Here is a 21,786-nt window from a genome sequence, read left to right as displayed (position 1 = left end):
CTCATCAATAACCGTGGGAAGCACCCGGCCAGACCGTGCGAAAAGCGCAGTGTGCCATAAACCCTCTGAACGTTGCAGGGTTATTCTCTGATTTTTCTCGTGAATACTCGACCGCTGAACAGTTAATCGCGCTATGCTTTACAGCGAGAAATTTGCCCCACCACAAGGAGTGGAAGATGACTTCTGTTCGAACTGACGATAACAAAACATTTATTAACGAACTGTCGCGCCTGGTTGGCTCCTCTCACCTGCTTACCGACCCGGCCAAAACCGCCCGCTACCGTAAGGGTTTCCGCTCCGGCCAGGGCGACGCGCTGGCGGTGGTCTTCCCCGGCACGCTGCTGGAGCTGTGGCGCGTGCTGAGCGCCTGCGTTGCGGCGGACAAGATTATTTTAATGCAGGCGGCCAACACCGGCCTGACCGAAGGTTCCACGCCGAACGGCAACGATTACGATCGTGACATCGTGATTATCAGCACCCTGCGCCTCGACAAGCTGCACCTGCTGGATAAAGGCGAGCAGGTGCTCGCGTTCCCCGGCACCACGCTCTACTCGCTGGAAAAAGCACTTAAGCCGCTGGGCCGCGAGCCGCACTCGGTGATCGGCTCCTCCTGCATTGGCGCCTCGGTGGTCGGTGGGATTTGCAATAACTCCGGCGGTTCGCTGGTCCAGCGCGGCCCGGCCTACACCGAAATGTCACTTTTTGCCCGCATTGATGAAAACGGCAAGCTGACGCTGGTGAACCACCTGGGCATCGATCTGGGCGTGACGCCGGAACAGATCCTCAGCAAGCTCGACGACGACCGCGTGAGGGACGAAGACGTGCAGCACGATGGTCGCCACGCGCACGACCATGATTACATCACCCGCGTGCGCGATATCGAGGCCGATACCCCGGCGCGCTACAACGCCGATCCGGATCGCCTGTTTGAATCGTCCGGCTGCGCGGGCAAGCTGGCGGTTTTTGCGGTGCGTCTCGACACCTTCCCGGCAGAGAAAAAGCAGCAGGTATTTTACATCGGCACCAATCAGCCTGAGGTCCTGACCGAAATTCGTCGCCATATTCTGGGCGAATTCACCCACCTGCCGGTGGCGGGCGAGTACATGCATCGGGATATTTACGACATCGCGGAGCGCTACGGGAAAGACACCTTCCTGATGATCGATAAGCTTGGCACCGACAAAATGCCGTTCTTCTTCACCATGAAGGGCCGCACCGACGCGATGCTGGAGAAAGTGCCGCTGTTCAAGCCCCACTTTACCGACCGCTTTATGCAGAAGCTGGGCAACGTTTTCCCTGCACATCTGCCGGAGCGAATGAAAACCTGGCGTGATAAGTACGAACATCACCTGCTGCTGAAAATGGCCGGGGACGGGATCGCCGAAGCGCAGAGCTGGCTGACCGAGTTCTTCAGGACGGCTGAGGGTGATTTCTTTGCCTGCACGCCGGAAGAAGGCAGCAAAGCCTTCCTGCACCGCTTCGCCGCGGCGGGTGCCGCTATCCGTTACCAGGCGGTGCATTCCGAAGAGGTGGAAGATATTCTGGCGCTGGATATCGCCCTGCGACGCAACGACACCGAATGGTTTGAGCATTTGCCGCCGGAAATCGACAGCAAGCTGGTGCATAAGCTCTATTACGGCCACTTTATGTGCTACGTCTTCCATCAGGATTATATCGTCAAAAAAGGGGTAGATGCTCACGAACTGAAGGAGCAGATGCTCGCCCTGCTGCGCGAGCGTGGCGCACAATATCCTGCGGAACACAACGTCGGGCATCTTTATAAGGCCCCTGACGCCCTTAAGCAGTTTTATCGCGAGAATGACCCTACAAACAGCATGAACCCCGGGATCGGGAAAACAACGCGGAAGAAATACTGGAAAGAGAGTGCAGACGCGGAGCAGCGCATAACGCAAGCGTCTGATTAAACCCTACAGCCAAATTTGAGAGATTGTTTCGCGCGCCTTAATCGTAATAGAGTAGCGGTCTGTCGCCGGAGAAATGTTTCTCCGGCATTCTATAACGAGGAGCAGGCGCATCATGTCGGCTGTTGATGTTTTATCCGAAACCGAACTGGAAGTGCGCGACGCCCTTCCCGATGATGTGCATGCCATCGCCGCCATCTATGCCTGGCATGTGCTTCACGGACGCGCGTCATTCGAAGAAGTCCCCCCCACCATCGACGAAATGCGTCAGCGCATGAAAAGCGTGGCCGAGAACGGTTTACCGTGGCTCATCGCGCTCTATCGCGGCATCGTGGTGGGCTATTGTTACGCCACCCCTTACCGACCGCGTCAGGCCTATCGCTATACTCTGGAAGAGTCGATTTACGTGGATGCCAGCATCACCGGACGCGGTTTTGGCACCGCATTAATGAACGCGCTGATCGCGCGCTGCGAGCAGGGCCCGTGGCGGCAGATGATTGCCGTTGTGGGAGATGGCAATAATAATTCCGGCTCGTTACGGCTGCATAAAAAACACGGCTTTGAGATTGTCGGTCAGCTTCGCAGCGTGGGGTATAAGAAAGGCGACTGGCGGGATACGGTGATAATGCAGCGCCCGCTCAACGACGGTGACTGGACGCTGCCGGAATAAACGCAGTGCGGTCTGGTGCCCTCACCCCGGCCCTCTCCCACAGGGAGAGGGAGAAAACATAAAAAACGGTAACGCATGTTACCGTTTTGCTTTTACCTAATCATTTTGCGCCGTCGCCATCTGCTCCGCTTTCTGCTTTTTATAGGTCAATGCCGCAGCCGGAACGGGCTGCACTTTCCCGGTCTCAATCCAGGTCCGCAGGCGGCTCGCATCCGCAAAGTGGGTATATTTCCCGAAGGCATCCATCACCACCAGCGCCACCGGCTTACCGTTAAACACGGTGCGCATCACCAGGCAGTGGCCTGCCGCATTGGTAAACCCGGTTTTGGTTAACTGAATATTCCAGTTCTCGCGGTACACCAGATGGTTCGTGTTGCGAAACGGCAGCGTGTAAGACGGATTCGAGAATGTCGCCATGTCCTCACGCGTGGTGCTGAGCTGGCCGAGCAGCGGGTACTGCTTGCTGGCAATCAGCAGTTTCGTCAGATCGCGGGCCGTGGAGACGTTGTTAATCGACAGACCCGTCGGTTCAACAAAATGAGTATTGCTCATCCCCAGCGCTTTGGCTTTGGCGTTCATCGCGCGGATAAAGGCATCGTAACCGCCAGGATAGTGGTGCGCCAGACTTGCCGCCGCACGGTTTTCGGACGACATCAGCGCCAGCAGCAGCATATTTTTACGGCTGATTTCACTGTGCAGGCGCACGCGAGAGTAGATCCCTTTCATCTCCGGCGTGTGGCTGATATCCACTTTCAGCTTTTCGTCCAGCGGCAGGCGAGCATCAAGCACCACCATCGCGGTCATTAATTTGGTTATTGAGGCGATCGGGCGCACCAGGTCCGGGTGGCTGGCGTAAATCACCTTATTGGTGTTGAGATCAACAATCATCGCGCTGCCGGACGCAATTTGCGGCTGAGCAGCAGCGGTGGTCACCGCGGGCGTTTTGGCGACGGCTGGCACGGCAGCGGACGCGCCCAGCAGCAGCGCCAGGCTAAGTAAGGAGACACGAAATTTCAGCATGGTGAGACTTCTGATAATTATTCACGCACGTAATGACGTACACCGCCTGCGTCGACGGATAAACACAGGCTGGCTTCGGCATCATAGCGGTCACCGTGCTTTGTCGCCAGCGGATAATCGTGAACAGATGCTGCATTGCTGGCATTTACGCCAGCAATGCAGTGAGCTTAGAAGAGACGGTATCCATAACCCCAAAGAATAACTGTCAGTGCCAGTAACACCTCCAGTACCAGCACCCCGATGGCAAGCGTGGAGCCGGAGAAGCTCAGGCCCTCTTCTTTATTGATATTCAGGAAGGTTGGAACGCCCAGATACAGCAGATAACCGGTGTAAAAGAGCGCAACAGTACCGATCAGCGCGCACAGCCAGACCAGTGGATAGAGCGCAACAATACCGCTTAAGAACAGCGGGGTCGCGACGTATCCGGCGAAGACCATACAGTGTGCCAGCGATGGGCGCTGTGGGTAGTTACGCGCCATCCAGTGAATGACGCGCCCCATGACCGCCACCCCTGCCAGCATCAGGCCATAAAAGAGAATGGCCAGATAAAGCCCGGTAAACCAGGAGAGCTGAACCACGGTACCGTCACCGAAGTTCCAGCCGATTTGTGTTGTGCCAATAAACGCGCATATTACCGGCACCGCGGCCATCAGCAGCACATGGTGGGTGTAATGATGCGAGACCGTTTCGTTCTCACTTTTGATGACATGCATTTCACGATCGGGATGGGAGAAAAGTCCCCAGACATGGTTCATAGCGCCCCCTTGTTGTCGGCCCGTCAGCGATACCTTAAGTATAATGCAGGCTTTAGATTATTTTATGTACAGTGGGAAATTTCCGTTGATTGCCGCGCGGTTGATTCATGAGGTATATGATTAAACGAGGTACGCAGAGGGAGATAACCGTTACGTAATGGATATTAACGCACTCATTGAACAATATGGATATGCCGCGCTGGTCATCGGCAGCGTGGCGGAAGGTGAAACCATCACGCTGCTGGGCGGCGTCGCCGCGCATCAGGGCTTACTGAAGTTTCCGCTGGTCGTCGCTGCGGTCGCGCTGGGCGGCATGATTGGCGATCAGCTGCTCTACTTCCTGGGGCTACGCTTTGGCCCGACGCTGCTCAAGCGTTTCGTTAAACACAAAAAGAAAATCAACCGCGCGCAGCGCCTGATCCAGCGTCACCCTTATCTGTTCGTCATAGGCACCCGCTTTATGTACGGCTTCAGGATTATCGGACCGATACTGATTGGTGCCAGCCGCCTGCCGCCAAAAATTTTCCTGCCGCTGAATATTGTTGGCGCGATAGCCTGGGCGCTGATCTTCACCACGCTTGGTTACGTGGGTGGCGAGGTGATTGGCCCGTGGCTGCATAACCTTGACCAACACCTGAAGCACTGGGCGTGGTTGATTCTGGTGGTTGTGGCGGTGATTGGGGTCAGGCTGTGGATGCGGCACAGAGAGAAGAAGCGGGATGAGGAGTGAGTCAGCCTGGTGCCCCTCACCCCTTTGGGGAGAGGGGAAACCTGTTACCCTTCCGGCTTAAACTGCGGGTTCGCCAGCATAAAGCCCCCGTCGACGATAAACGATTGCCCTGTGGTATAGCTGGCGTCGCTGTCACACAGCCACGCCACCAGGCTGGCGATTTCTTTGGTGTGGCCCGGCCTTGCCAGCGGGATTTCCGGCATTGACCCTTCCTTCACTTCGCTGTCTTCCATATCGTTCATCGGCGTGGCAATGGCCCCCGGTGCGACGGCGTTCACCAGAATCTTGTGCTTCACCAGCTCCATCGCCATCGATTTGGTTAAGCCGCCGAGCGCATGTTTCGCAGCCGTGTAAGCGCTGGCATCAGGCAGCGGCGTGTGTTCATGCACCGAGGTGATGTTCACAATCCGCCCGCCTTCCCCCTGCTTCACCATCTGCCGTGCCGCAATCTGCGAGCAGAGAAACGCGCCGTCCACGTCGACGGTAAAAATGTTCCGCCAGTCGTCAAACGCCATCTCAAGAAATGGCGCTTTGGTCATCGCTCCGGCATTGTTAACCAGCACGTCCAGCCGGCCGAAACGCGCAATCAGCGTTTCAATGGCTTCAGCGCCGTCCGGGAGCGTGCTTAAATCAAGATGGATAGCCTCTGCACGCTGCCCACGCGCTTCAACTTCACGGCAGGTTTCCAGCGCCCCTTTTTCATCCGAATGCCAGGTGACGCCAATATCAAACCCGCGCTCTGCCAGCATCAGCGCCGTGGTTTTACCGATCCCGGAATCCGATGCGGTTACAATCGCTACTCTGTTCATACTCACCTCCTGAAAAACTGCAAAGAGGTAAGTATAGATAATGGCCCTGTTTAGCCATGATGATAGCCGCCGCCCAGCGCTGACGTCAGCTGCAGCGTGGCGTCGAAATACTGGCCTTTCAACATGACGCCTTCAAGATGCTCTTTCAGTGCCGGGATTCTGGCTTCGCTGACCCGCGAACCGGCAATAATACCTGCGCTAAAACGCGCCTGCGCCAGCGCCACCACGCGCGCCGCGTCTTTTTCGATCTGCTGCTGGTGACGATTTTTTGCCGTCAGGGTTTCAACTTCACTTGCCGTACGCGCCACCTGATTGACCGCCTCCACCACCGCTTTGTTGTAGTTCGCGACCGAGAGGTTATTCTGCGCCTGGGCGATATCCAGATTAGCGTTTAGCCTGCCGCTGTCGAAGATCGGCAGCGTCAGTCCGGCAGTCACGCCCATCTGCTGGGCTGAAGAGCGGAACAGATCGCTCAGGTGCAAGGCATCCTGCTGTAAGAACGCCATCAGGTTCACGTCAGGATAGAACGCCGCTCTGGCGGCTTCCACCTCGCTCATGGAGGCTTCGATATACCAGTGCGCTTCCTGCAGATCCGGTCGGCGAGCCAGCAGTTCATATCCCAGCGTTGACGGTAGCGAGGCTTCTGTTGCAGGCAACGGGTGGCGCGTAAGGTGTGTCGCCGGGGTGCCGGTCAGCGCATCCAGACGCGCTTCAATGGCCTTCATTTTGCCCTTTACGTCGGCCAGCTGTTCATTAGTCTTACTGGCGTGTATATCGGTTTCGACGCCCTCCACCGAGGAGGTAATACCGTGCTGATACAGTTCGCGATCGGCGTCGATAATATTTTCCTGCTCCTGTTTAATCCGGGTAAGAACTTCCCCTGCTTCGGCCTGGGTCTGCCACGCCCAGTAAAGGCGCGCAACGCTGGTTGAAAGCAGCTGACGGGTCTGCTCCAGCTCCGCTTTTTGCGCATTCACTTTACCGATACGCGCTGCAATCCGGGCGCGGTTTTTTCCCCATAGATCGAGATCCCAGCCCGCCGTCAGGCCAAAGGTGCCGTTGGTATACCATGGGCCGGTGGTGCCCGCCGCCGGGTCGGTAAGGGCAAACGGCCCCATCAGCCCCTCTGCCGACATTTTTTGCCGTTCAACATCCGCTGAGAAATCCATTTGTGGGCCATCGGCTGCGATAGCGGCTCTGGCCTGCGCTTCGGCAAGCGTAATGCGCTGCCGGGCAATTTGCATATCGGGCGCATCCGCTATGGCTTTGGCAATAAGCGAATTTAACTGCGGGTCGTTATATTCTTTCCACCATTCATTTTTCGGCCAGTCCGCATGACGAAGTTGGGTATTAACGGACGCGGCTGTCGTTTGCGTTTGAATTGGCGACACCGTGGAATGTTCCGGTGCGCAGGCAGCCAGCATAAAAACAAGGGGAGCACTCAGAGATAAAATAAGAAAACGTTTCATTACGCCATGCACTCAAAAAAATAAAGGCGCAACTTACGCTTGATGACGCGCTATTTTTTAGTAACGCGTGGCAATCCGCAAATTGTCATACACTTACATACTCGGCAAAATATTCACCGAGTGAATTATTTATTTTTAAATATAAGTGCCGATTATTTTGACTGTATAACCCGCGCAATATCAGCCGACGTTTGCAGCGTGCGGATCTCCTGAAATAATCCCAGCGCTTCGCTGTACTCTTTGCGTAAATAACTCAGCCACTGCTTAATACGCGCGACGTGATACAAACCGGTGTCGCCCTGTTTCTCCAGACGGCTATATTTTTGCAGCAGCGTGACGACGTCTGCCCACGGCATCCGCGGCTCGTTATATTTCACCACCCGGCTGAAGTTCGGCACGTTCAGCGCGCCGCGGCCAATCATCACCGCATCGCAGCCGGTGGCTTTCAGGCACGCCTGCGCGCTCTCGTAATCCCAGATTTCGCCGTTGGCGATCACCGGAATAGTAAGTCGTTTGCGGATCTCACCAATCGCCTGCCAGTTAATGCGCTCGGCTTTGTAGCCGTCTTCTTTAGTGCGGCCATGCACCACCAGCTCGGTGGCCCCGGCCTGCTGCACCGCATCGGCAATTTCAAACTGTCGGGCGTCGCTGTCCCACCCCAGGCGCACCTTAACCGTCACCGGCAAATGCGAGGGCACGGCCTCACGCATGGCTTTCGCGCCGCGGTAAATCAGCTCAGGATCTTTCAGCAACGTCGCTCCACCGCCGCTGCCGTTTACCAGCTTCGACGGGCAGCCGCAGTTAAGATCCACCCCGTAAGAGCCAAGCGCTACCGCGCGGGCGGCGTTTTCCGCCAGCCATTCAGGATACTGGCCAAGCAGCTGAATACGCACCAGCGTGCCGGAAGGGGTCCGGCTCTGGCGATGCAGTTCAGGGCAGAGACGATAGAATGACTTTTCTGGCAGCAACATATCGACCACGCGCAGGAACTCCGTTACGCAGAGATCGTAATCGTTCACCTCGGTCAGAAGCTCGCGCACGAGGGAGTCGAGCACGCCTTCCATTGGGGCCAGTAAAACACGCATAGCAGTACCTGTGAAAAAAGACGCGCTATAGTAGCCGCTCTCTATATCGCTGGGAAGCGCTTCTGTTCAGGCAGAAAATCACCCGGCGTTGCCCCAACAATAGCGCGAAACGCCGCCGCAAATGCCGCCGGGCCGGAAAACCCCAGCATCCAGGCCACCTGCTTAACCGGGTATCCGTTGGCGAGGAGATCCAGCGAGGCACAAATCCTTGCGCGCTGTCGCCAGGCCCGGAAGCTAAAGCCGGTATCGTTGATAAACGCACGTGAAAATGTGCGTTCAGACATCGCGGCCCGTTCCGCCAGCCTTTCCAGAGAGAGATCCCAGAGATTGTTGGCAATGATGTCACAGGCCACGCGATGTAAGCGCTCATCCACGGGCATCGGCAGTTCGGCAGAAATCTGCTGCGTCTCGCTGAGGATGTCGAGCAGCAAAACGGCCATGCTGCGCTGGCTTGCCGGCCGGTATTCCGCGCTGAACAGCCCGGCAATCAGCTCTTTGAACAACGCTGTGGCCATAATCACGTGAACCTCGTCTTTCCGCTTAAAAGGTTCGCATTGCGAAATCAGTGCCGGGCTAAACCAGACCGCGCGAAGCTCCGTTGCGGATAACACGCTGTAGGTATGCTCCTGAAAGGGAGGGATCCACAGCGCGCGCTGCGGCGGTATGACCCAGCGTTTGCTGCCGGTTTCAACCAGCATAACCCCCTTAATGGCAAACAAAAGTTGTCCCTGCGAATGCTGGTGAGGCGGATCGACTTCGCCGCGCGTATAGCGAATTGCCCCTCTTGACCATCCGATAGCATCGTCGTGAATTGGCGTTTTATCGATAACGGTTGGCATTTCACATTCCCCCCTTCCTCTTATGATGCTGCTTGTACACGTAACCAGAGAGAGACGCAATGCACATCCATTTTATTATTCATGAACATTTCGAGGCGCCAGGCGCCTATGAAATCTGGGGGAAAAGCCGCGGCTGCAGTCTGAGCTACACCAGAGTGTATCAGGGCGAACCTTTACCTGAGGAACTGGGGGGCACAGACCTGCTTATCATCATGGGAGGCCCGCAATCCCCCGCTACCACGCTCGAGGAATGCCCCTGGTTTGATGCGCAGGCGGAAAAGGCACTCATCAGCCGCGCGATAGAGGCAGGTAAAACGGTGATAGGCGTTTGTCTGGGCTCACAGCTTATCGGCGAAGCGCTGGGCGCAGCGTTTTGCCACAGTCCGGAAAAAGAGATCGGCAAATTTCCCGTCAGGCTCACAGATGCAGGCAAGGCGAACCCGCTGTTTGAGGACTTTGGCAGCGTGCTGAACGTCGGTCACTGGCATAACGATATGCCTGGGTTGACGCCGCAGGCTAAGGTTCTGGCTTACAGCGAGGGCTGTCCCCGCCAGATCGTGCAATACAGCGAACGGGTTTACGGTTTCCAGTGCCATATGGAGCTGACGCCGGAGGTGGTAGAGTTGCTGATTGAGCATTCGCAGAATGACCTCCGCCGTGCGGGTGAATTCCGTTTTGTCGAAACGGCGGAAAAACTCCGCTCGCATGATTATCGCGAAATGAACCAGGTGCTGTTTTCTTTTCTCGATAAACTGACCGCCTGACGCTGATACCTTCTCTGGCGCGTTACTTCGCCAGCGCAATCCCTTTCCTCTAAACTGTAGCCTGCACCAGTAAGGTGATACCGGACGTTCCATTCCGGAATGTCTGGTATGCTCAAAATTCATGATGTGATCCGTGGCACATTTTTAGGTTTAATTGTATGATGAATGCGTTTCAGCAAGGACTATCACCATGAGCAAACCATTGAACATTATCTGGCAATATCTGCGCGCATTCGTCCTGATTTACGCCTGCCTGTATGCCGGCATTTTCATCGCGTCGCTGCTGCCTATCACCATTCCCGGCAGCATTATCGGTATGCTGATCCTCTTCGTTTTACTGGCGCTGCAAATTCTGCCTGCAAAGTGGGTCAATCCAGGCTGCTTCATTCTTATCCGCTACATGGCGCTGCTGTTCGTGCCTATCGGCGTGGGCGTCATGCAGTATTTTGATTTGCTCAAGGCGCAGTTCGGCCCGATTGTCATTTCCTGCGCGGTCAGTACGCTGGTGGTTTTCCTGGTGGTGAGCTGGAGTTCTCATCTGGTACATGGAGAACGTAACGTGGTCGGGGAGAAAACAAAAAAATGATGGCTAATATCTGGTGGTCACTGCCGTTAACCCTGCTGGTATTCTTCGCCGCGCGCAAGCTTGCCGCACGATTTAAAATGCCCTTGCTGAACCCCCTGCTGGTGGCGATGGTGGTGATTATTCCCTTCCTGCTGCTCACCGGCATTCCTTATGAGCGTTACTTTGCGGGCAGCAAAATTTTAAACGACCTCCTGCAGCCCGCCGTTGTCGCGCTTGCCTTTCCTTTATATGAGCAGCTGCACCAGATCCGCGCACGGTGGAAGTCCATCATTACTATCTGTTTTGTGGGAAGCTTGGTGGCGATGATTACCGGCACGTCGGTGGCGCTGTTGATGGGGGCCTCCCCGCAAATTGCCGCCTCTATCCTGCCTAAATCAGTGACCACGCCTATCGCGATGGCGGTAGGCGGCAGCCTCGGCGGTATTCCGGCCATCAGCGCGATGTGCGTGATTTTCGTCGGTATTCTCGGCGCGGTGTTTGGCCACACTCTGCTGAACGGGATGCGTATTCACACCAAAGCGGCGCGCGGGCTGTCGATGGGCACCGCCTCGCACGCGCTGGGTACCGCCCGCTGCGCGGAGCTGGACTATCAGGAAGGGGCGTTTAGCTCGCTTGCGCTGGTGATCTGCGGGATTATCACCTCCCTGCTCGCCCCGTTCATTTTCCCGCTGATTCTGGCGGTGATGGGCTAAAATTTGCGATGCGTCGCGCAAATTTCGTTTTGATTTCATAAGTTGCATACATAATGAGATGTGGATCACATATAAAGGCCTTGCGGCTCCGTAAACTACCGATCCATTAACCTTTATGAGGCAAACGCCATGCACCCACGTTTTCAAGCTGCCTTCGCTCAGCTTGCAGAGAATTTGCAGTCAGCCCTGGCTCCCGTTCTGGCAGATGCACATTTCCCCGCCCTGCTGACGGCGGAGCAGGTCACGGTGCTTAAACAGGCAACCGGGATGGATGAAGACGCGCTGGCTTTCGCACTGCTGCCCCTGGCTGCCGCCTGCGCCCGGGCCGATCTTTCCCACTTCAACGTCGGCGCCATCGCGCGCGGCGTCAGCGGAACCTGGTACTTCGGCGGGAACATGGAGTTCCTCGGCGCAACCATGCAGCAGACCGTTCACGCGGAGCAGAGCGCCATCAGCCACGCCTGGCTGCGCGGTGAGAAAGCCCTGAGCGCCATCACCGTAAACTACACCCCATGCGGCCACTGCCGCCAGTTCATGAACGAGCTGAACAGCGGGCTGCAGCTGCGCATTAACCTGCCGGGCCGCGCGCCGCACACGCTGGGCGATTACCTGCCGGATGCCTTTGGCCCGAAAGATCTTGAGATCAAAACTCTGCTGATGGACGAGCAGGATCACGGTTTCGCCCTGTCCGGCGATGACCTGAACCAGGCGGCCATACGCGCGGCGAACAAGAGCCACACCCCGTACAGCAACTCCCCGAGCGGCGTGGCACTGCAGTGCCGCGATGGCCGTATCTTCACCGGCAGCTATGCGGAAAACGCCGCGTTTAACCCAACGCTGCCGCCGCTGCAGGGCGCACTCAACCTGCTGAGCCTGAACGGCTACGATTATCCGGACATTCAGCGTGCCGTTCTGGCCGAAAAGGCCGATGCGCCGCTGATTCAGTGGGATGCCACCGCCGCAACGCTCAAGGCGTTAGGCTGCACGACGATCGACCGCGTCCTGCTGGCGTAAACCTTCCGGCGGACAGAAATGTCCGCCACGTTGCTGAAAAACCCCTCAGTTGAGTCGCTGTTTCTTGCGCTAACCAGGCGGGTAAAGTAGCCTGAGTTAAATTTCATCCACGAACGAGCCATCTTCATGTTAAAGCGCGTTTTTTACAGCCTGTCTGTCCTGGTCGGCATACTGCTGTTTATCGTGCTGGGTCTCGACCGCTGGATGAGCTGGAAAACGGCCCCCTACATCTTTGATGACCTGCAGGATCTCCCCTACCGTCAGGTGGGCGTGGTGCTCGGCACCGCCAAGTATTACCGCACCGGGGTTATCAACCAGTATTACCGCTACCGCATTCAGGGCGCGCTGAACGCCTACAACAGCGGCAAGGTAAACTACCTGCTGCTGAGCGGCGATAACGCGCTGCAAAGCTATAACGAGCCGGTGACGATGCGGAAGGATTTGATTGCCGCGGGCGTCGATCCGGCCGATATCGTGCTCGACTACGCCGGGTTCCGCACCCTGGACTCCATCGTGCGCACGCGCAAAGTCTTCGATACCAACGACTTCATCATCATCACCCAGCGCTTCCACTGCGAGCGCGCGCTGTTTATCGCCCTGCACATGGGCATTCAGGCCCAGTGCTACGCGGTGCCGTCGCCGAAAGATATGCTGAGCGTGCGCGTCCGCGAGTTTGGTGCCCGCTTTGGTGCCCTGGCCGATCTCTATATCTTCAAACGCGAACCGCGCTTTTTAGGCCCTCTGGTGCCCATTCCGGCGATGCATGAAGTGCCGGAAGACGCGCAGGGTTACCCGGCGGTGACGCCGGAGCAGCTGCTGGATATGCAGAAAAAAGAGAAAAAGTAGGCCTGCCTTTATACTTTCTTTACGCCGGCACTGACGCTTTTTATCCCCCCTTTACGCCAGCTCTTTTAACCTGAGTTCACTGCCGCTACGGCTTCATTGAAGAATGACTATGAACTCGATAATGAATGCGTTTTTCCTCAAAAGTCTCCGCCCTTACTTTAACTTTCCCGGATTATCACTCCCCGGCGCACTTAATTCTGGTCTCTGGCTGGATGAAAAAATTGACGCCCTCCAGCACAATATTGCCGTGGAAGTGGCCGACTATCTGGAACGCTACCCGCAGACGAAACACGTTGACGTTTACCTGAACGATATCAACGGCACGATGCGCGGCAAGCGCCTCACGGTGGAGAGCATGCTGAGTCTGGAAAAAGGCTGTTATTTTCCGCTTTCCGTCTACTCCATGGATCAGAAGGGAAAAATCGCAGCCCCGGTTTATGATGAACCCGACCGGCTGTGCGTCCCGGTCGCCGGTTCTCTGCGTCCCTGTCCGCAGGATCCGGAGCATACCGCGCAGATCCTGCTGACGATGAAGGATAGCGACGGTAACCCCTGCCCGCTTGAGCCACGCACGATACTGCAGAACGTCGTGGCCCGCTTCCACCAGCACGGCCTTTTTCCGGTCATTGCGCCGGAAATCGAGTTTTACCTGACGGGACAGGGCGATCGCGATCCGCAAAATCAGGGCTGTTTTCACATGGACACCTCGTCGGCGCACGCGGCGCTTTTTGACGAGCTGGAACAGCTGGCGCACCTTCAGCGCATCCCGCTGTCAGGGGTGGTAGCAGAAGCCGAGTCCGGACAGTACGAATTAAACCTGAAGCACAGCCAGCGCGTCGTAGAGATCTGTGATAACGTGCTGGCCCTGCGCCGCCTGACCCGCTATGTCGCTGAAAAGCACGGTCTTCAGGCTAACTTTATGGCTAAGCCTTTCAGCCAGCTCTCCGGCAGCGGTTTGCACATCCATTTCAGCCTTAACAACAGCCGTGGCGAGAACGTTTTTGCCTCGCCGGTGAACGCGCTGAGCAGCATGATGCGCTTGTGCATCGCGGGCCAGCTGGCGCTGATGCCCGCCTCCGTCGCCATTCTTGCGCCGGGGGTCAACGCGTTTCGTCGCCTGCGAAAAAACCTGACGGAACCCGTCTTTAACTCGTGGGGCTATAACACCCGCTCCGCCGCCTTGCGCATTCCCTGCTCGGAAGAGAGCAACCGTCGTATCGAGTACCGGCTTGCCGGAGCCGATGCGAATCCGTATCTGGTGGCGGCCACAATCCTGACCGGCATGCTGTACGGGCTGGAACATATCGACGAGGGGGAACTCCAGGAACCACAGCAGGATCAACCGGAACTCCCGCTGTTCCAGCAGGAGGCAATTGAGGCCTTCGCCCGCTGTCAGTATCTCACCGACAGCCTGGGCGACGCCTTTTCCGAACAGTGGGTCGCCTGCAAGCTTTCTGAACTCGAGTGGTTTGAGCGCATTGTGACGCAAGAAGAGTCCCATCTGGCATAGGCCATAAAAAAGCCCGCTCGGTGAGCGGGCCGGGTATGGCGAGTGACGATTACTTCTTACGGGCGTACTTCAGTGAATCCAGCGCCACCGCGAAGATAATGATGGCGCCCTTGATGATGTACTGCCAGTACGGGTTCACGCCGATGTAGGTCAACCCGTAGTTGATGACGGTAAAGATGATCACACCGGTGACCACGCCGAGCACGGTACCCACCCCGCCGCTGAAGGAGACGCCGCCGACCACGCAGGCCGCAATCGCATCCAGCTCGTACATGAAGCCAAGGTTGTTCGTTGCGGAGCCGATACGGCCTGCTTCCAGCATCCCGCCGAAGGCGTAGAACACACCGGACAGCGCGTAAATCATCAGCAGGTTCAGGGCAACGTTTACCCCGGACACTTTCGCCGCTTCCGGGTTACCACCGATAGCGAAGATGTTTTTACCGAAGCGCGTTTTGTTCCACAGGATCCAGACGAACGCCACCGCAATCAGCGCATAGAAGGTAATGTACGACAGGCGGAAGCTGCCCAGCGCGATAAACCCCTGCGTGAAGGTGGAGAAGCCGCTGTCAAAGCCCGAAATCGGCGACGCGCCCACAAAGTCGTAGTACAGGGAGTTGATACCATAAACGATGATCATCGTACCCAGCGTAGTGATAAATGGCGTCACGTTCAGGTACGCGATGATAATACCGTTGATCAGGCCAATCACCGCCCCGATGGCGCAGACAATCAGGATCACCACGAAAATCGGCATAGTCGCCATCTCCGGGAACACCTTGTTGGCGTTTTCCATCGACTGCAGCAGGGTTGCCGCAATAACCGCCGCCAGGCCGACCTGACGACCAGCAGAAAGGTCCGTCCCCTGGGTGACGATAAGGCCCGCCACGCCCAGCGCAATGATGATACGCACGGAGGACTGGGTCAGAATATTACTCAGGTTCAGCAGGCTTAAGAACGTAGGGTCCTGGAAAATAATAATGGCCAGCAGGACTAAAAGAACAACGTAAATACCGCCTTCTTTCAGGTAAGTGAGAAAACTTTTTTTATTTAACGCACTCATGAGGAGCCCCTGATCTTAAAGGTGCAAAGACGCAAGACGCAAAATTTCGTTTTGCGTTGTCGTTTTGGTGTCAACAATACCGGCAACGAGACCATTGCTCATAACCAGAATACGGTCCGTGATCCCTAACAGTTCCGGCATTTCGGAAGAAATAATAATGATCCCTTTATTCTTTTTCGCCAGCTCGGCAATCAGCTGATAAATTTCAAACTTCGCGCCGACGTCAATACCGCGGGTCGGTTCATCCAGCATCAGAATTTCTGGCTGGGTTAATAACCAACGGCCAATAATAACTTTTTGCTGGTTACCACCGGAAAGCGAACCGATTTGGGTACGGTGGCCTGGCGTTTTCACGCGCATGGAGTCAATTACCCACTGGGTATCGCTCTTCATGCGGGAGTTATCCAGCAGCCCGACTTTGTTTTTGTAATTGCGAATATTAGATATTAACGAGTTAAAGTTAATATCCAGATAAGCATAAATACCGGTCGAACGACGTTCTTCCGTCACCAGCGCAAAACCGTTATTAATGGCTTCGTTGGCATTATGGTTGTTAATTTTCTTCCCGTGCAGCGTGATGGTGCCATCGGCCTTCTCGCGGATGCCAAACAGGGTTTCCACGATGTCGGTACGCTTTGCCCCTACCAGGCCAGCAATGCCAAGAATTTCGCCTTTGTGAAGGTCGAAAGAAACATCGCGGATGGACGGCTGGCGCAGCGAGGTCAGATTGCGCACTTCGAGGATTACTTCACCTGGCTTGTTCTCTTTGTCCGGGAAGCGCTGGTTCAGGGAACGGCCGACCATCATGGCGATGATCTTGTCCATGTCCAGCCCTTCAAGCGGCTGCGTGGCAATCCACTGGCCGTCGCGCAGGATGGTAATTTCATCGCACAGCTGGAAGATCTCTTCCATTTTGTGCGAGATGTACACAATGCCGCAGCCGCGCTCTTTCAGCTTACGAATAATGGTAAAAAGGTGATTAACCTCTTTTTCCGTTAATGACGAGGTAGGTTCATCCATGATGACGATTTTCGCATCATAGGAGAACGCTTTGGCAATTTCGATCATCTGCATCTGGGAAACGGATAATGTCCCCACGCGGGCGCGCGGATCGATATCAATATCCAGCTCATCGAAAATCGCTTTGGTGTCGCGATACATTTTATCCTGATCGACAAACACACCTTTAGTTGGGTAACGTCCCAACCACATGTTATCCATTACCGAGCGTTGCAGTACCAGGTTTAATTCCTGGTGAACCATCGAGATACCGTTTTCCAGCGCTTCTTTCGCTGAATGGAAATCGATCTCTTTCCCCTGAAAAAGAATGCTGCCAGAATCTTTTTGATAGATCCCAAAAAGACATTTTAATAACGTTGATTTACCCGCACCGTTCTCCCCCATTAATGCATGAATAGAGTGAGGACGGACTTTTAAATTAACATTATCAAGTGCCTTAACACCGGGGAAGGACTTGTTGACGCCTGTCATTTCCAACAAGTATTCACCGGACGACTGAGTAGTTGTGCTGACCATAATTATACCTTGTTGGCCTCGCATATCGCGTTATAAAAGGGCGCAACGAATTGCGCCCAGTGAAGACAAAACAAAGATCTTATTTACCGATAAACTCAGCCAGGTTGGACTGGTCTACGCCCACGTAAGGCACGCGAACGATTTTGTTGTCAATTTTCCAGTTGGTGCCATCCGCCGCGCCTTTACCGTCGGCGAGGTTTTTCGCCAGATCGAAGGTCGCTTTCGCCTGGTTGTTGGCATCGTTCAGAACAGTACCGGCCATTGCGCCAGATTTAACCAGCGCCAGCGCTTCCGGCAGGGCATCCACGCCAAATACCGGGATGGACGATTTATTGTGGGCTTTCAGCGCTTCAACCGCACCCATTGCCATCGCATCGTTGTTGGCAATGACCACTTCGATTTTGTTCGCGTTCGGGCCAGACAGCCACGCGTCCATCTTATCTTTCGCCTGAGCGGTGTCCCACATCGCGGTATCTAACGCCAGCTGCTGGGTTTTCAGGCCCTTGTCGTTCAGCTCTTTGATAACATAGGTGGTACGCGCTTCAGCATCCGGGTGGCCAGGCTCGCCTTTCAGCAGCACGAACTGGATCTGACCGTCTTTGTTCAGGTCCCAGTTCGGGTTCGCCGCCCAGTGCTTCGCGATCAGATCGCCCTGAATAATGCCGGACTCTTTAGAGTCAGTACCGACGTAATACGCTTTGTCATAGCTGTCCAGCGCTTTACGGGAAGGTTCTTTGTTGAAGAAGACGATTGGCACGTTCTGGCCGCGCGCTTTCTCAATAACCGTGCCTGCTGCAGCCGGGTCAACCAGGTTGATCGCCAGGGCCTTAACGCCTTTAGCCAGCAGAACGTCGATCTGATCGTTCTGTTTGGACTGGTCGTTCTGGGAGTCATTCATCAGCAGCTGTACGTCTGGCGCTGCTTTCGCATCTTTCTCAATTGCTTTACGCACAACAGACATGAAGTTGTCGTCGTATTTATAGATGGTCACACCAATACGGGTATCCGCAGCGTGCGCTGCTGCACCAAAAAGCATGCTTGCCATTACAGCAGACAGGGTCAACACCTTCTTATTCATGGTATCTCCGGTTTTTTTATGCAGGGTAGTTCTTGTGAATAACGATCGGCAGGCAGGTGTTAATAAAACGTTACTGACAGCCGACGTTCACTTATAAAATTTCTATCTTCCGTGGTCGGTAACGCTCCAGAAATGCGTTTTATTCGTTGTTTGCGGCACATTGGCTATGGTGAAAGCGAATAATCACCGTTACATAGCGTTTCAGCCCCTAAAACGCTGACATCATAGTCAGCGCCTTGTTAAGATACTGTGAATTTACTCACAGATTGAAAACGGTTACATCACCTGGTGTAATCAGTTAGTGATCGGAACCACAATTTGCCGGGCGGCGACGGAATGACGGCGCACCAGCGTCGGCATGAAGCAGTGAGTTGCCCCCGGATCCAGCAGCCCAGCCGCTCCCTGTAGCGCCAGCTCGGTCGCCAGTTTTGCCATAGAAGCAATGGGATAGCGCACCGTAGTCAGCTGCGGGTCGGTGTAACGGGCAATCGGAATATCATCGAAACCAATCAATGACAAATGCTGTGGCACCGCAATGCCGTTATCCTTCAGCGCAGTCAGCGCGCCTGCCGCCATGCTGTCGTTATAGGCAAACACCGCAGAAAGCTGCAGATTGCGGCCCAGCAGTTCCACCATTGCCGCCTCACCGCCCTGCATATCCGGCGTGCCGGTGCCAATCCAGCTTTCTGATGGCGTAATACCGTGCTCTTTCAGGGCGTTTTGCCACCCCTCACGCCGCAGCTCGTCATCTTCAATGTGATGGCTGGAGGCCAGATAGCCGATCCGCTGATGGCCGTTATTGATGAGCATTTTGGTGGCCATCATGGCGCCGCTGACGTTATCCAGCCCGACACAGCGGTGGGCATAGCCCGGGACGATGCGGTTGATCAACACCATGCCCGGGATCTGCTCCATAAACCCGACCAGCTCTTCATCGCTTAAGGCTTTTGAGTGAACAATCAGGGCGTTGCAGCGCTGGCGGATCAGCACTTCAATGGCATAACGCTCCTTTTCCGCCTCGTGATAGCTGTTGCCAATCAGCACGTATTTCTGATGCTGCTGGGCGACCACATCGACCGCTTTCACCAGCGCACCGAAAAAGGCGTCCGAGACATCCATTACCACCACGCCGATGGTATCGCTGACCTGTGTTGCCAGCGCCTGCGCGTTGGCATTTGGCCGGTACCCGAGCTGGGTCACGGCTTTCATTACGGTTTCACGGGTTTCAGGGCTGACCAGCGCGCTGTTGTTCAGCACGCGGGAGACGGTAGCCACAGAAACGCCCGCCAGACGGGCGACGTCACGAATGGTGATCATATTCACCATCCTTCAAAGAATTGCAGCAACTCACAGACACCCCCTGTGTTTAGCAAGGTGGCTATTTTGGCAGCGAGAGAAAGGGGACTACGTGAAGAAGCTCACACTCATGAAAACGCTTACATCCGTTTTGTTAATGATTGTGATCCAGATCGTTATCTGGATGTATTACTCAATGATACCCCCGAAGCATGTGCGGTTAACTGACGCCACACCCACTCCAGCGGTCCCTGGCGGAAATAACGCAGCCAGATGACAGAAAACGCCAGGTTTACTATCCAGACCGGAATAACAAACGCCAGTAGTCCGAGGCGGTCGAATTTCATAAACAGGCCAAAGCGATAGAAAAGCGTGGTGCAGATCAGCGTCTGCAGGAGGTAATTACTTAACGCCATCCGCCCAACGCAGGCTACGGCGCTGACGATCCACAGGCGAGAAAGCTGCGGCCAGAAACCATAGATCAGCGCCGCATAGCCGATGGTCTGGAACGGCGAGCTCAATTCACGCGGCGCCTGCAGCAGGAACGCGCACCAGCGGTAATCCCAGTGAAGGTGCCACTGCGCCATCACCGCCGGAAGGTTAATCAGCACGCCCAGCAGGACCAGCCCCGCGCCGGTGCGGCGGTAGTGACGCAGGCTGAATTCCCCTTTCAGCCAGCCGGTGCGCATCAGTGACGCGCCCATCAGCATCATGCCCGCCAGCTGCCAGCCGTATTGCGCCCCCAGGGCAAGCAGATTGTCGCCCATCATATCCGCACGGTTGCTTATCGCTTCCGTACCGCCCTTCAGCTTCCAGTACTGCTCGTACTGGAGGTTAGCGGCGTCCGGGATCCAGGAACGGTTTGTCGCGTCACCGGAGATCAGCCCCAGCAAAAGCAGGACGCCGAGCCCCATGAGATAGAGCATCACGCCGGTGTTAAACAGGCTTTTCACGCTGTGCGCGTCGCGAATCAGCCGCCAGCAGATCAGCCCGACTAACCCATAAGCGAGAAGAATATCCCCGTCCCAGAAGAACAGGCCGTGGATAAAGCCGAGAATTGCCAGCAGCGTTAAGCGCGACTGGATCCAGCGCGTGCCGCGTTTGAGCAGAAGCTGCAGTCCCGCGCCGAACAGCAGCGCAAACAGCGTGAGGAATTTAACCTGAGCAAACAGGTCGAGGATCGCCCACGTCCAGGCATCGCTTCGGGTGATGTCGCCGTACCAGGCGGGATTGAGGTAAGCGGCCTTCGGCAGACCGAAGGCGCTGATATTCAGCAGCAGGATACCCAGAATGGCGACGCCGCGAACAAAATCGAGCGTGACGTTTCGCTCCATGGTCCCTGCCCTGTCTGATTAGTTGTGGTGACGCACGGCGCGCAGGAACTCCTGGCGGGTGTTCTGGCTTGATTTAAACAGGCCGCCCAGTGAGGTGGTGGTGGTCGCACTGGTCGCATCACGCACGCCGCGCGCTTTCACGCAGTAGTGCACCGCATCAATAGAGACCGCCACGTTATTAGTACCCAGCAGCGTTTGCAGCGCGATCAGGATCTGCTGCGTCAGACGCTCCTGCACCTGAGGGCGCTGTGCGAAGAACTGCACAATACGGTTGATCTTCGACAGGCCAATCACCGTGTCTTTCGGGATATACGCCACCGTCGCTTTACCGTCGATGGTCACGAAATGGTGCTCGCAGGTGCTGGTCAGGGTGATATCTCGTACCGTCACCATCTCATCCACCTTCATCTTGTTTTCGATGACGGTAATTTTCGGGAAGTTGGCGTAATCCAGTCCGGAGAAAATTTCGTCAACGTACATTTTCGCGATACGCTTGGGCGTCTCCATCAGGCTGTCATCGCTCAGATCGAGATTCAGCAGTTGCATGATCTCGGTCATATGCCCGGAAATCAGACTTTTACGGGTTTCATTGTCCATATCCTGAACGGGCGGACGCAGTGGCGTTTCAAGACCGCGCGCGAGCAGGGCTTCGTGGACCAGGGCAGCTTCTTTACTGAGTGATGACATTTTGTTCTCCTGCAGGTGTGGCGTCTTTCGCCCTCGTTGTGGCAAAAGTATGCGCTCATTGTGCGTGAGGCGACGCACATAATC

21 protein-coding genes are annotated in these 21,786 nt (G+C 55.7%); 9 read left to right on the top strand and 12 right to left on the bottom strand.

The window, feature by feature from the left end; genetic code table 11:
• Positions 1-176 precede the first annotated feature (176 nt).
• Together dld and IM273_RS19520 are read left to right on the top strand one after the other, a co-directional pair.
• Positions 177-1,925 carry a D-lactate dehydrogenase gene (dld, locus tag IM273_RS19525; protein WP_045259739.1) on the top strand — a complete coding sequence of 583 codons (1,749 nt, stop codon included), beginning with the start codon at positions 177-179 and terminating at the stop codon, positions 1,923-1,925.
• A gap of 112 nt (positions 1,926-2,037) precedes the next feature.
• Positions 2,038-2,592: a GNAT family N-acetyltransferase gene (locus IM273_RS19520; RefSeq protein WP_028013845.1), complete on the top strand. Its 555-nt coding sequence runs from the start codon at positions 2,038-2,040 to the stop codon at positions 2,590-2,592.
• Between the two features lie 96 nt (positions 2,593-2,688).
• Here the strand turns inward: IM273_RS19520 and pbpG are convergent, their stop codons facing one another.
• On the bottom strand, positions 2,689-3,612 hold the full coding sequence (gene pbpG / locus IM273_RS19515) for a D-alanyl-D-alanine endopeptidase (protein ID WP_193051503.1): 924 nt from the start codon (positions 3,610-3,612) through the stop codon (positions 2,689-2,691).
• A gap of 167 nt (positions 3,613-3,779) precedes the next feature.
• Entirely contained in the window at positions 3,780-4,367 is a 588-nt protein-coding gene (locus IM273_RS19510; protein WP_028013847.1) for a Yip1 family protein, read from the bottom strand.
• Positions 4,368-4,524: 157 nt separating this feature from the next.
• On the opposite strand from IM273_RS19510, the gene IM273_RS19505 reads away from it, so the two are divergent.
• Positions 4,525-5,097 carry a DedA family protein gene (locus IM273_RS19505; RefSeq protein WP_028013848.1) on the top strand — a complete coding sequence of 191 codons (573 nt, stop codon included), beginning with the start codon at positions 4,525-4,527 and terminating at the stop codon, positions 5,095-5,097.
• Positions 5,098-5,141: 44 nt separating this feature from the next.
• On the opposite strand, the gene IM273_RS19500 is transcribed toward IM273_RS19505, so the two are convergent.
• From IM273_RS19500 to IM273_RS19485, 4 genes are all read right to left on the bottom strand, one after another.
• The gene (locus IM273_RS19500; protein WP_193051502.1) at positions 5,142-5,906 is read right to left on the bottom strand and encodes an SDR family oxidoreductase; all 765 of its coding nucleotides are present in this window, start codon (positions 5,904-5,906) and stop codon (positions 5,142-5,144) included.
• Between the two features lie 50 nt (positions 5,907-5,956).
• Positions 5,957-7,375 (bottom strand): multidrug resistance outer membrane protein MdtQ, encoded by a 1,419-nt coding sequence (gene mdtQ, locus IM273_RS19495; RefSeq protein WP_193051501.1) that lies wholly within the window; start codon positions 7,373-7,375, stop codon positions 5,957-5,959.
• Positions 7,376-7,527: 152 nt separating this feature from the next.
• Complete coding sequence (gene dusC / locus IM273_RS19490) at positions 7,528-8,460, bottom strand: tRNA dihydrouridine(16) synthase DusC (RefSeq protein WP_193051500.1); 933 nt, start codon at positions 8,458-8,460, stop codon at positions 7,528-7,530.
• A gap of 41 nt (positions 8,461-8,501) precedes the next feature.
• Positions 8,502-9,299, bottom strand: coding sequence for a helix-turn-helix domain-containing protein (locus tag IM273_RS19485; protein WP_045259735.1), 798 nt, complete (start codon positions 9,297-9,299; stop codon positions 8,502-8,504).
• A gap of 59 nt (positions 9,300-9,358) precedes the next feature.
• Between IM273_RS19485 and IM273_RS19480 the strand changes: the two genes are divergently transcribed.
• The 6 genes from IM273_RS19480 (at position 9,359) to IM273_RS19455 (ending at position 14,711) form a co-directional block, all read left to right on the top strand.
• The gene (locus tag IM273_RS19480) at positions 9,359-10,063 is read left to right on the top strand and encodes a type 1 glutamine amidotransferase (protein ID WP_028013853.1); all 705 of its coding nucleotides are present in this window, start codon (positions 9,359-9,361) and stop codon (positions 10,061-10,063) included.
• A 190-nt stretch (positions 10,064-10,253) separates the two neighbouring features.
• Complete coding sequence (locus tag IM273_RS19475; protein ID WP_193051499.1) at positions 10,254-10,649, top strand: CidA/LrgA family protein; 396 nt, start codon at positions 10,254-10,256, stop codon at positions 10,647-10,649.
• A complete protein-coding gene (locus IM273_RS19470) occupies positions 10,646-11,341 on the top strand; it encodes a CidB/LrgB family autolysis modulator (protein WP_041909023.1) in 696 nt (231 codons plus the stop codon). Before IM273_RS19475 ends, IM273_RS19470 begins: the two co-directional genes overlap by 4 nt.
• Before the next feature lie 129 nt (positions 11,342-11,470).
• The gene (gene cdd / locus IM273_RS19465; protein WP_126300525.1) at positions 11,471-12,355 is read left to right on the top strand and encodes a cytidine deaminase; all 885 of its coding nucleotides are present in this window, start codon (positions 11,471-11,473) and stop codon (positions 12,353-12,355) included.
• Between the two features lie 126 nt (positions 12,356-12,481).
• Complete coding sequence (gene sanA / locus IM273_RS19460; RefSeq protein WP_028013857.1) at positions 12,482-13,201, top strand: outer membrane permeability protein SanA; 720 nt, start codon at positions 12,482-12,484, stop codon at positions 13,199-13,201.
• 121 nt (positions 13,202-13,322) lie between these two features.
• The gene (locus tag IM273_RS19455) at positions 13,323-14,711 is read left to right on the top strand and encodes a glutamine synthetase family protein (RefSeq protein ID WP_193051510.1); all 1,389 of its coding nucleotides are present in this window, start codon (positions 13,323-13,325) and stop codon (positions 14,709-14,711) included.
• A gap of 49 nt (positions 14,712-14,760) precedes the next feature.
• On the opposite strand, the gene mglC is transcribed toward IM273_RS19455, so the two are convergent.
• From mglC to folE, 6 genes are all read right to left on the bottom strand, one after another.
• On the bottom strand, positions 14,761-15,771 hold the full coding sequence (gene mglC, locus IM273_RS19450; RefSeq protein WP_013097952.1) for a galactose/methyl galactoside ABC transporter permease MglC: 1,011 nt from the start codon (positions 15,769-15,771) through the stop codon (positions 14,761-14,763).
• A 15-nt stretch (positions 15,772-15,786) separates the two neighbouring features.
• A complete protein-coding gene (mglA, locus tag IM273_RS19445) occupies positions 15,787-17,307 on the bottom strand; it encodes a galactose/methyl galactoside ABC transporter ATP-binding protein MglA (protein ID WP_028013859.1) in 1,521 nt (506 codons plus the stop codon).
• A 79-nt stretch (positions 17,308-17,386) separates the two neighbouring features.
• Complete coding sequence (mglB, locus tag IM273_RS19440; RefSeq protein WP_008500923.1) at positions 17,387-18,385, bottom strand: galactose/glucose ABC transporter substrate-binding protein MglB; 999 nt, start codon at positions 18,383-18,385, stop codon at positions 17,387-17,389.
• A 294-nt stretch (positions 18,386-18,679) separates the two neighbouring features.
• On the bottom strand, positions 18,680-19,702 hold the full coding sequence (gene galS, locus IM273_RS19435) for an HTH-type transcriptional regulator GalS (protein WP_048960194.1): 1,023 nt from the start codon (positions 19,700-19,702) through the stop codon (positions 18,680-18,682).
• Between the two features lie 155 nt (positions 19,703-19,857).
• Complete coding sequence (gene yeiB, locus IM273_RS19430) at positions 19,858-21,015, bottom strand: DUF418 domain-containing protein YeiB (RefSeq protein ID WP_193051498.1); 1,158 nt, start codon at positions 21,013-21,015, stop codon at positions 19,858-19,860.
• Between the two features lie 18 nt (positions 21,016-21,033).
• Positions 21,034-21,702 (bottom strand): GTP cyclohydrolase I FolE, encoded by a 669-nt coding sequence (gene folE, locus IM273_RS19425; protein WP_023330924.1) that lies wholly within the window; start codon positions 21,700-21,702, stop codon positions 21,034-21,036.
• Positions 21,703-21,786 lie beyond the last annotated feature (84 nt).

This window comes from Enterobacter cloacae complex sp. P13B, from assembly GCF_014895915.1.
GTDB classification, from domain to species: domain Bacteria; phylum Pseudomonadota; class Gammaproteobacteria; order Enterobacterales; family Enterobacteriaceae; genus Enterobacter; species Enterobacter bugandensis.
This window is presented reverse-complemented; position numbering and strand designations above follow the sequence as displayed.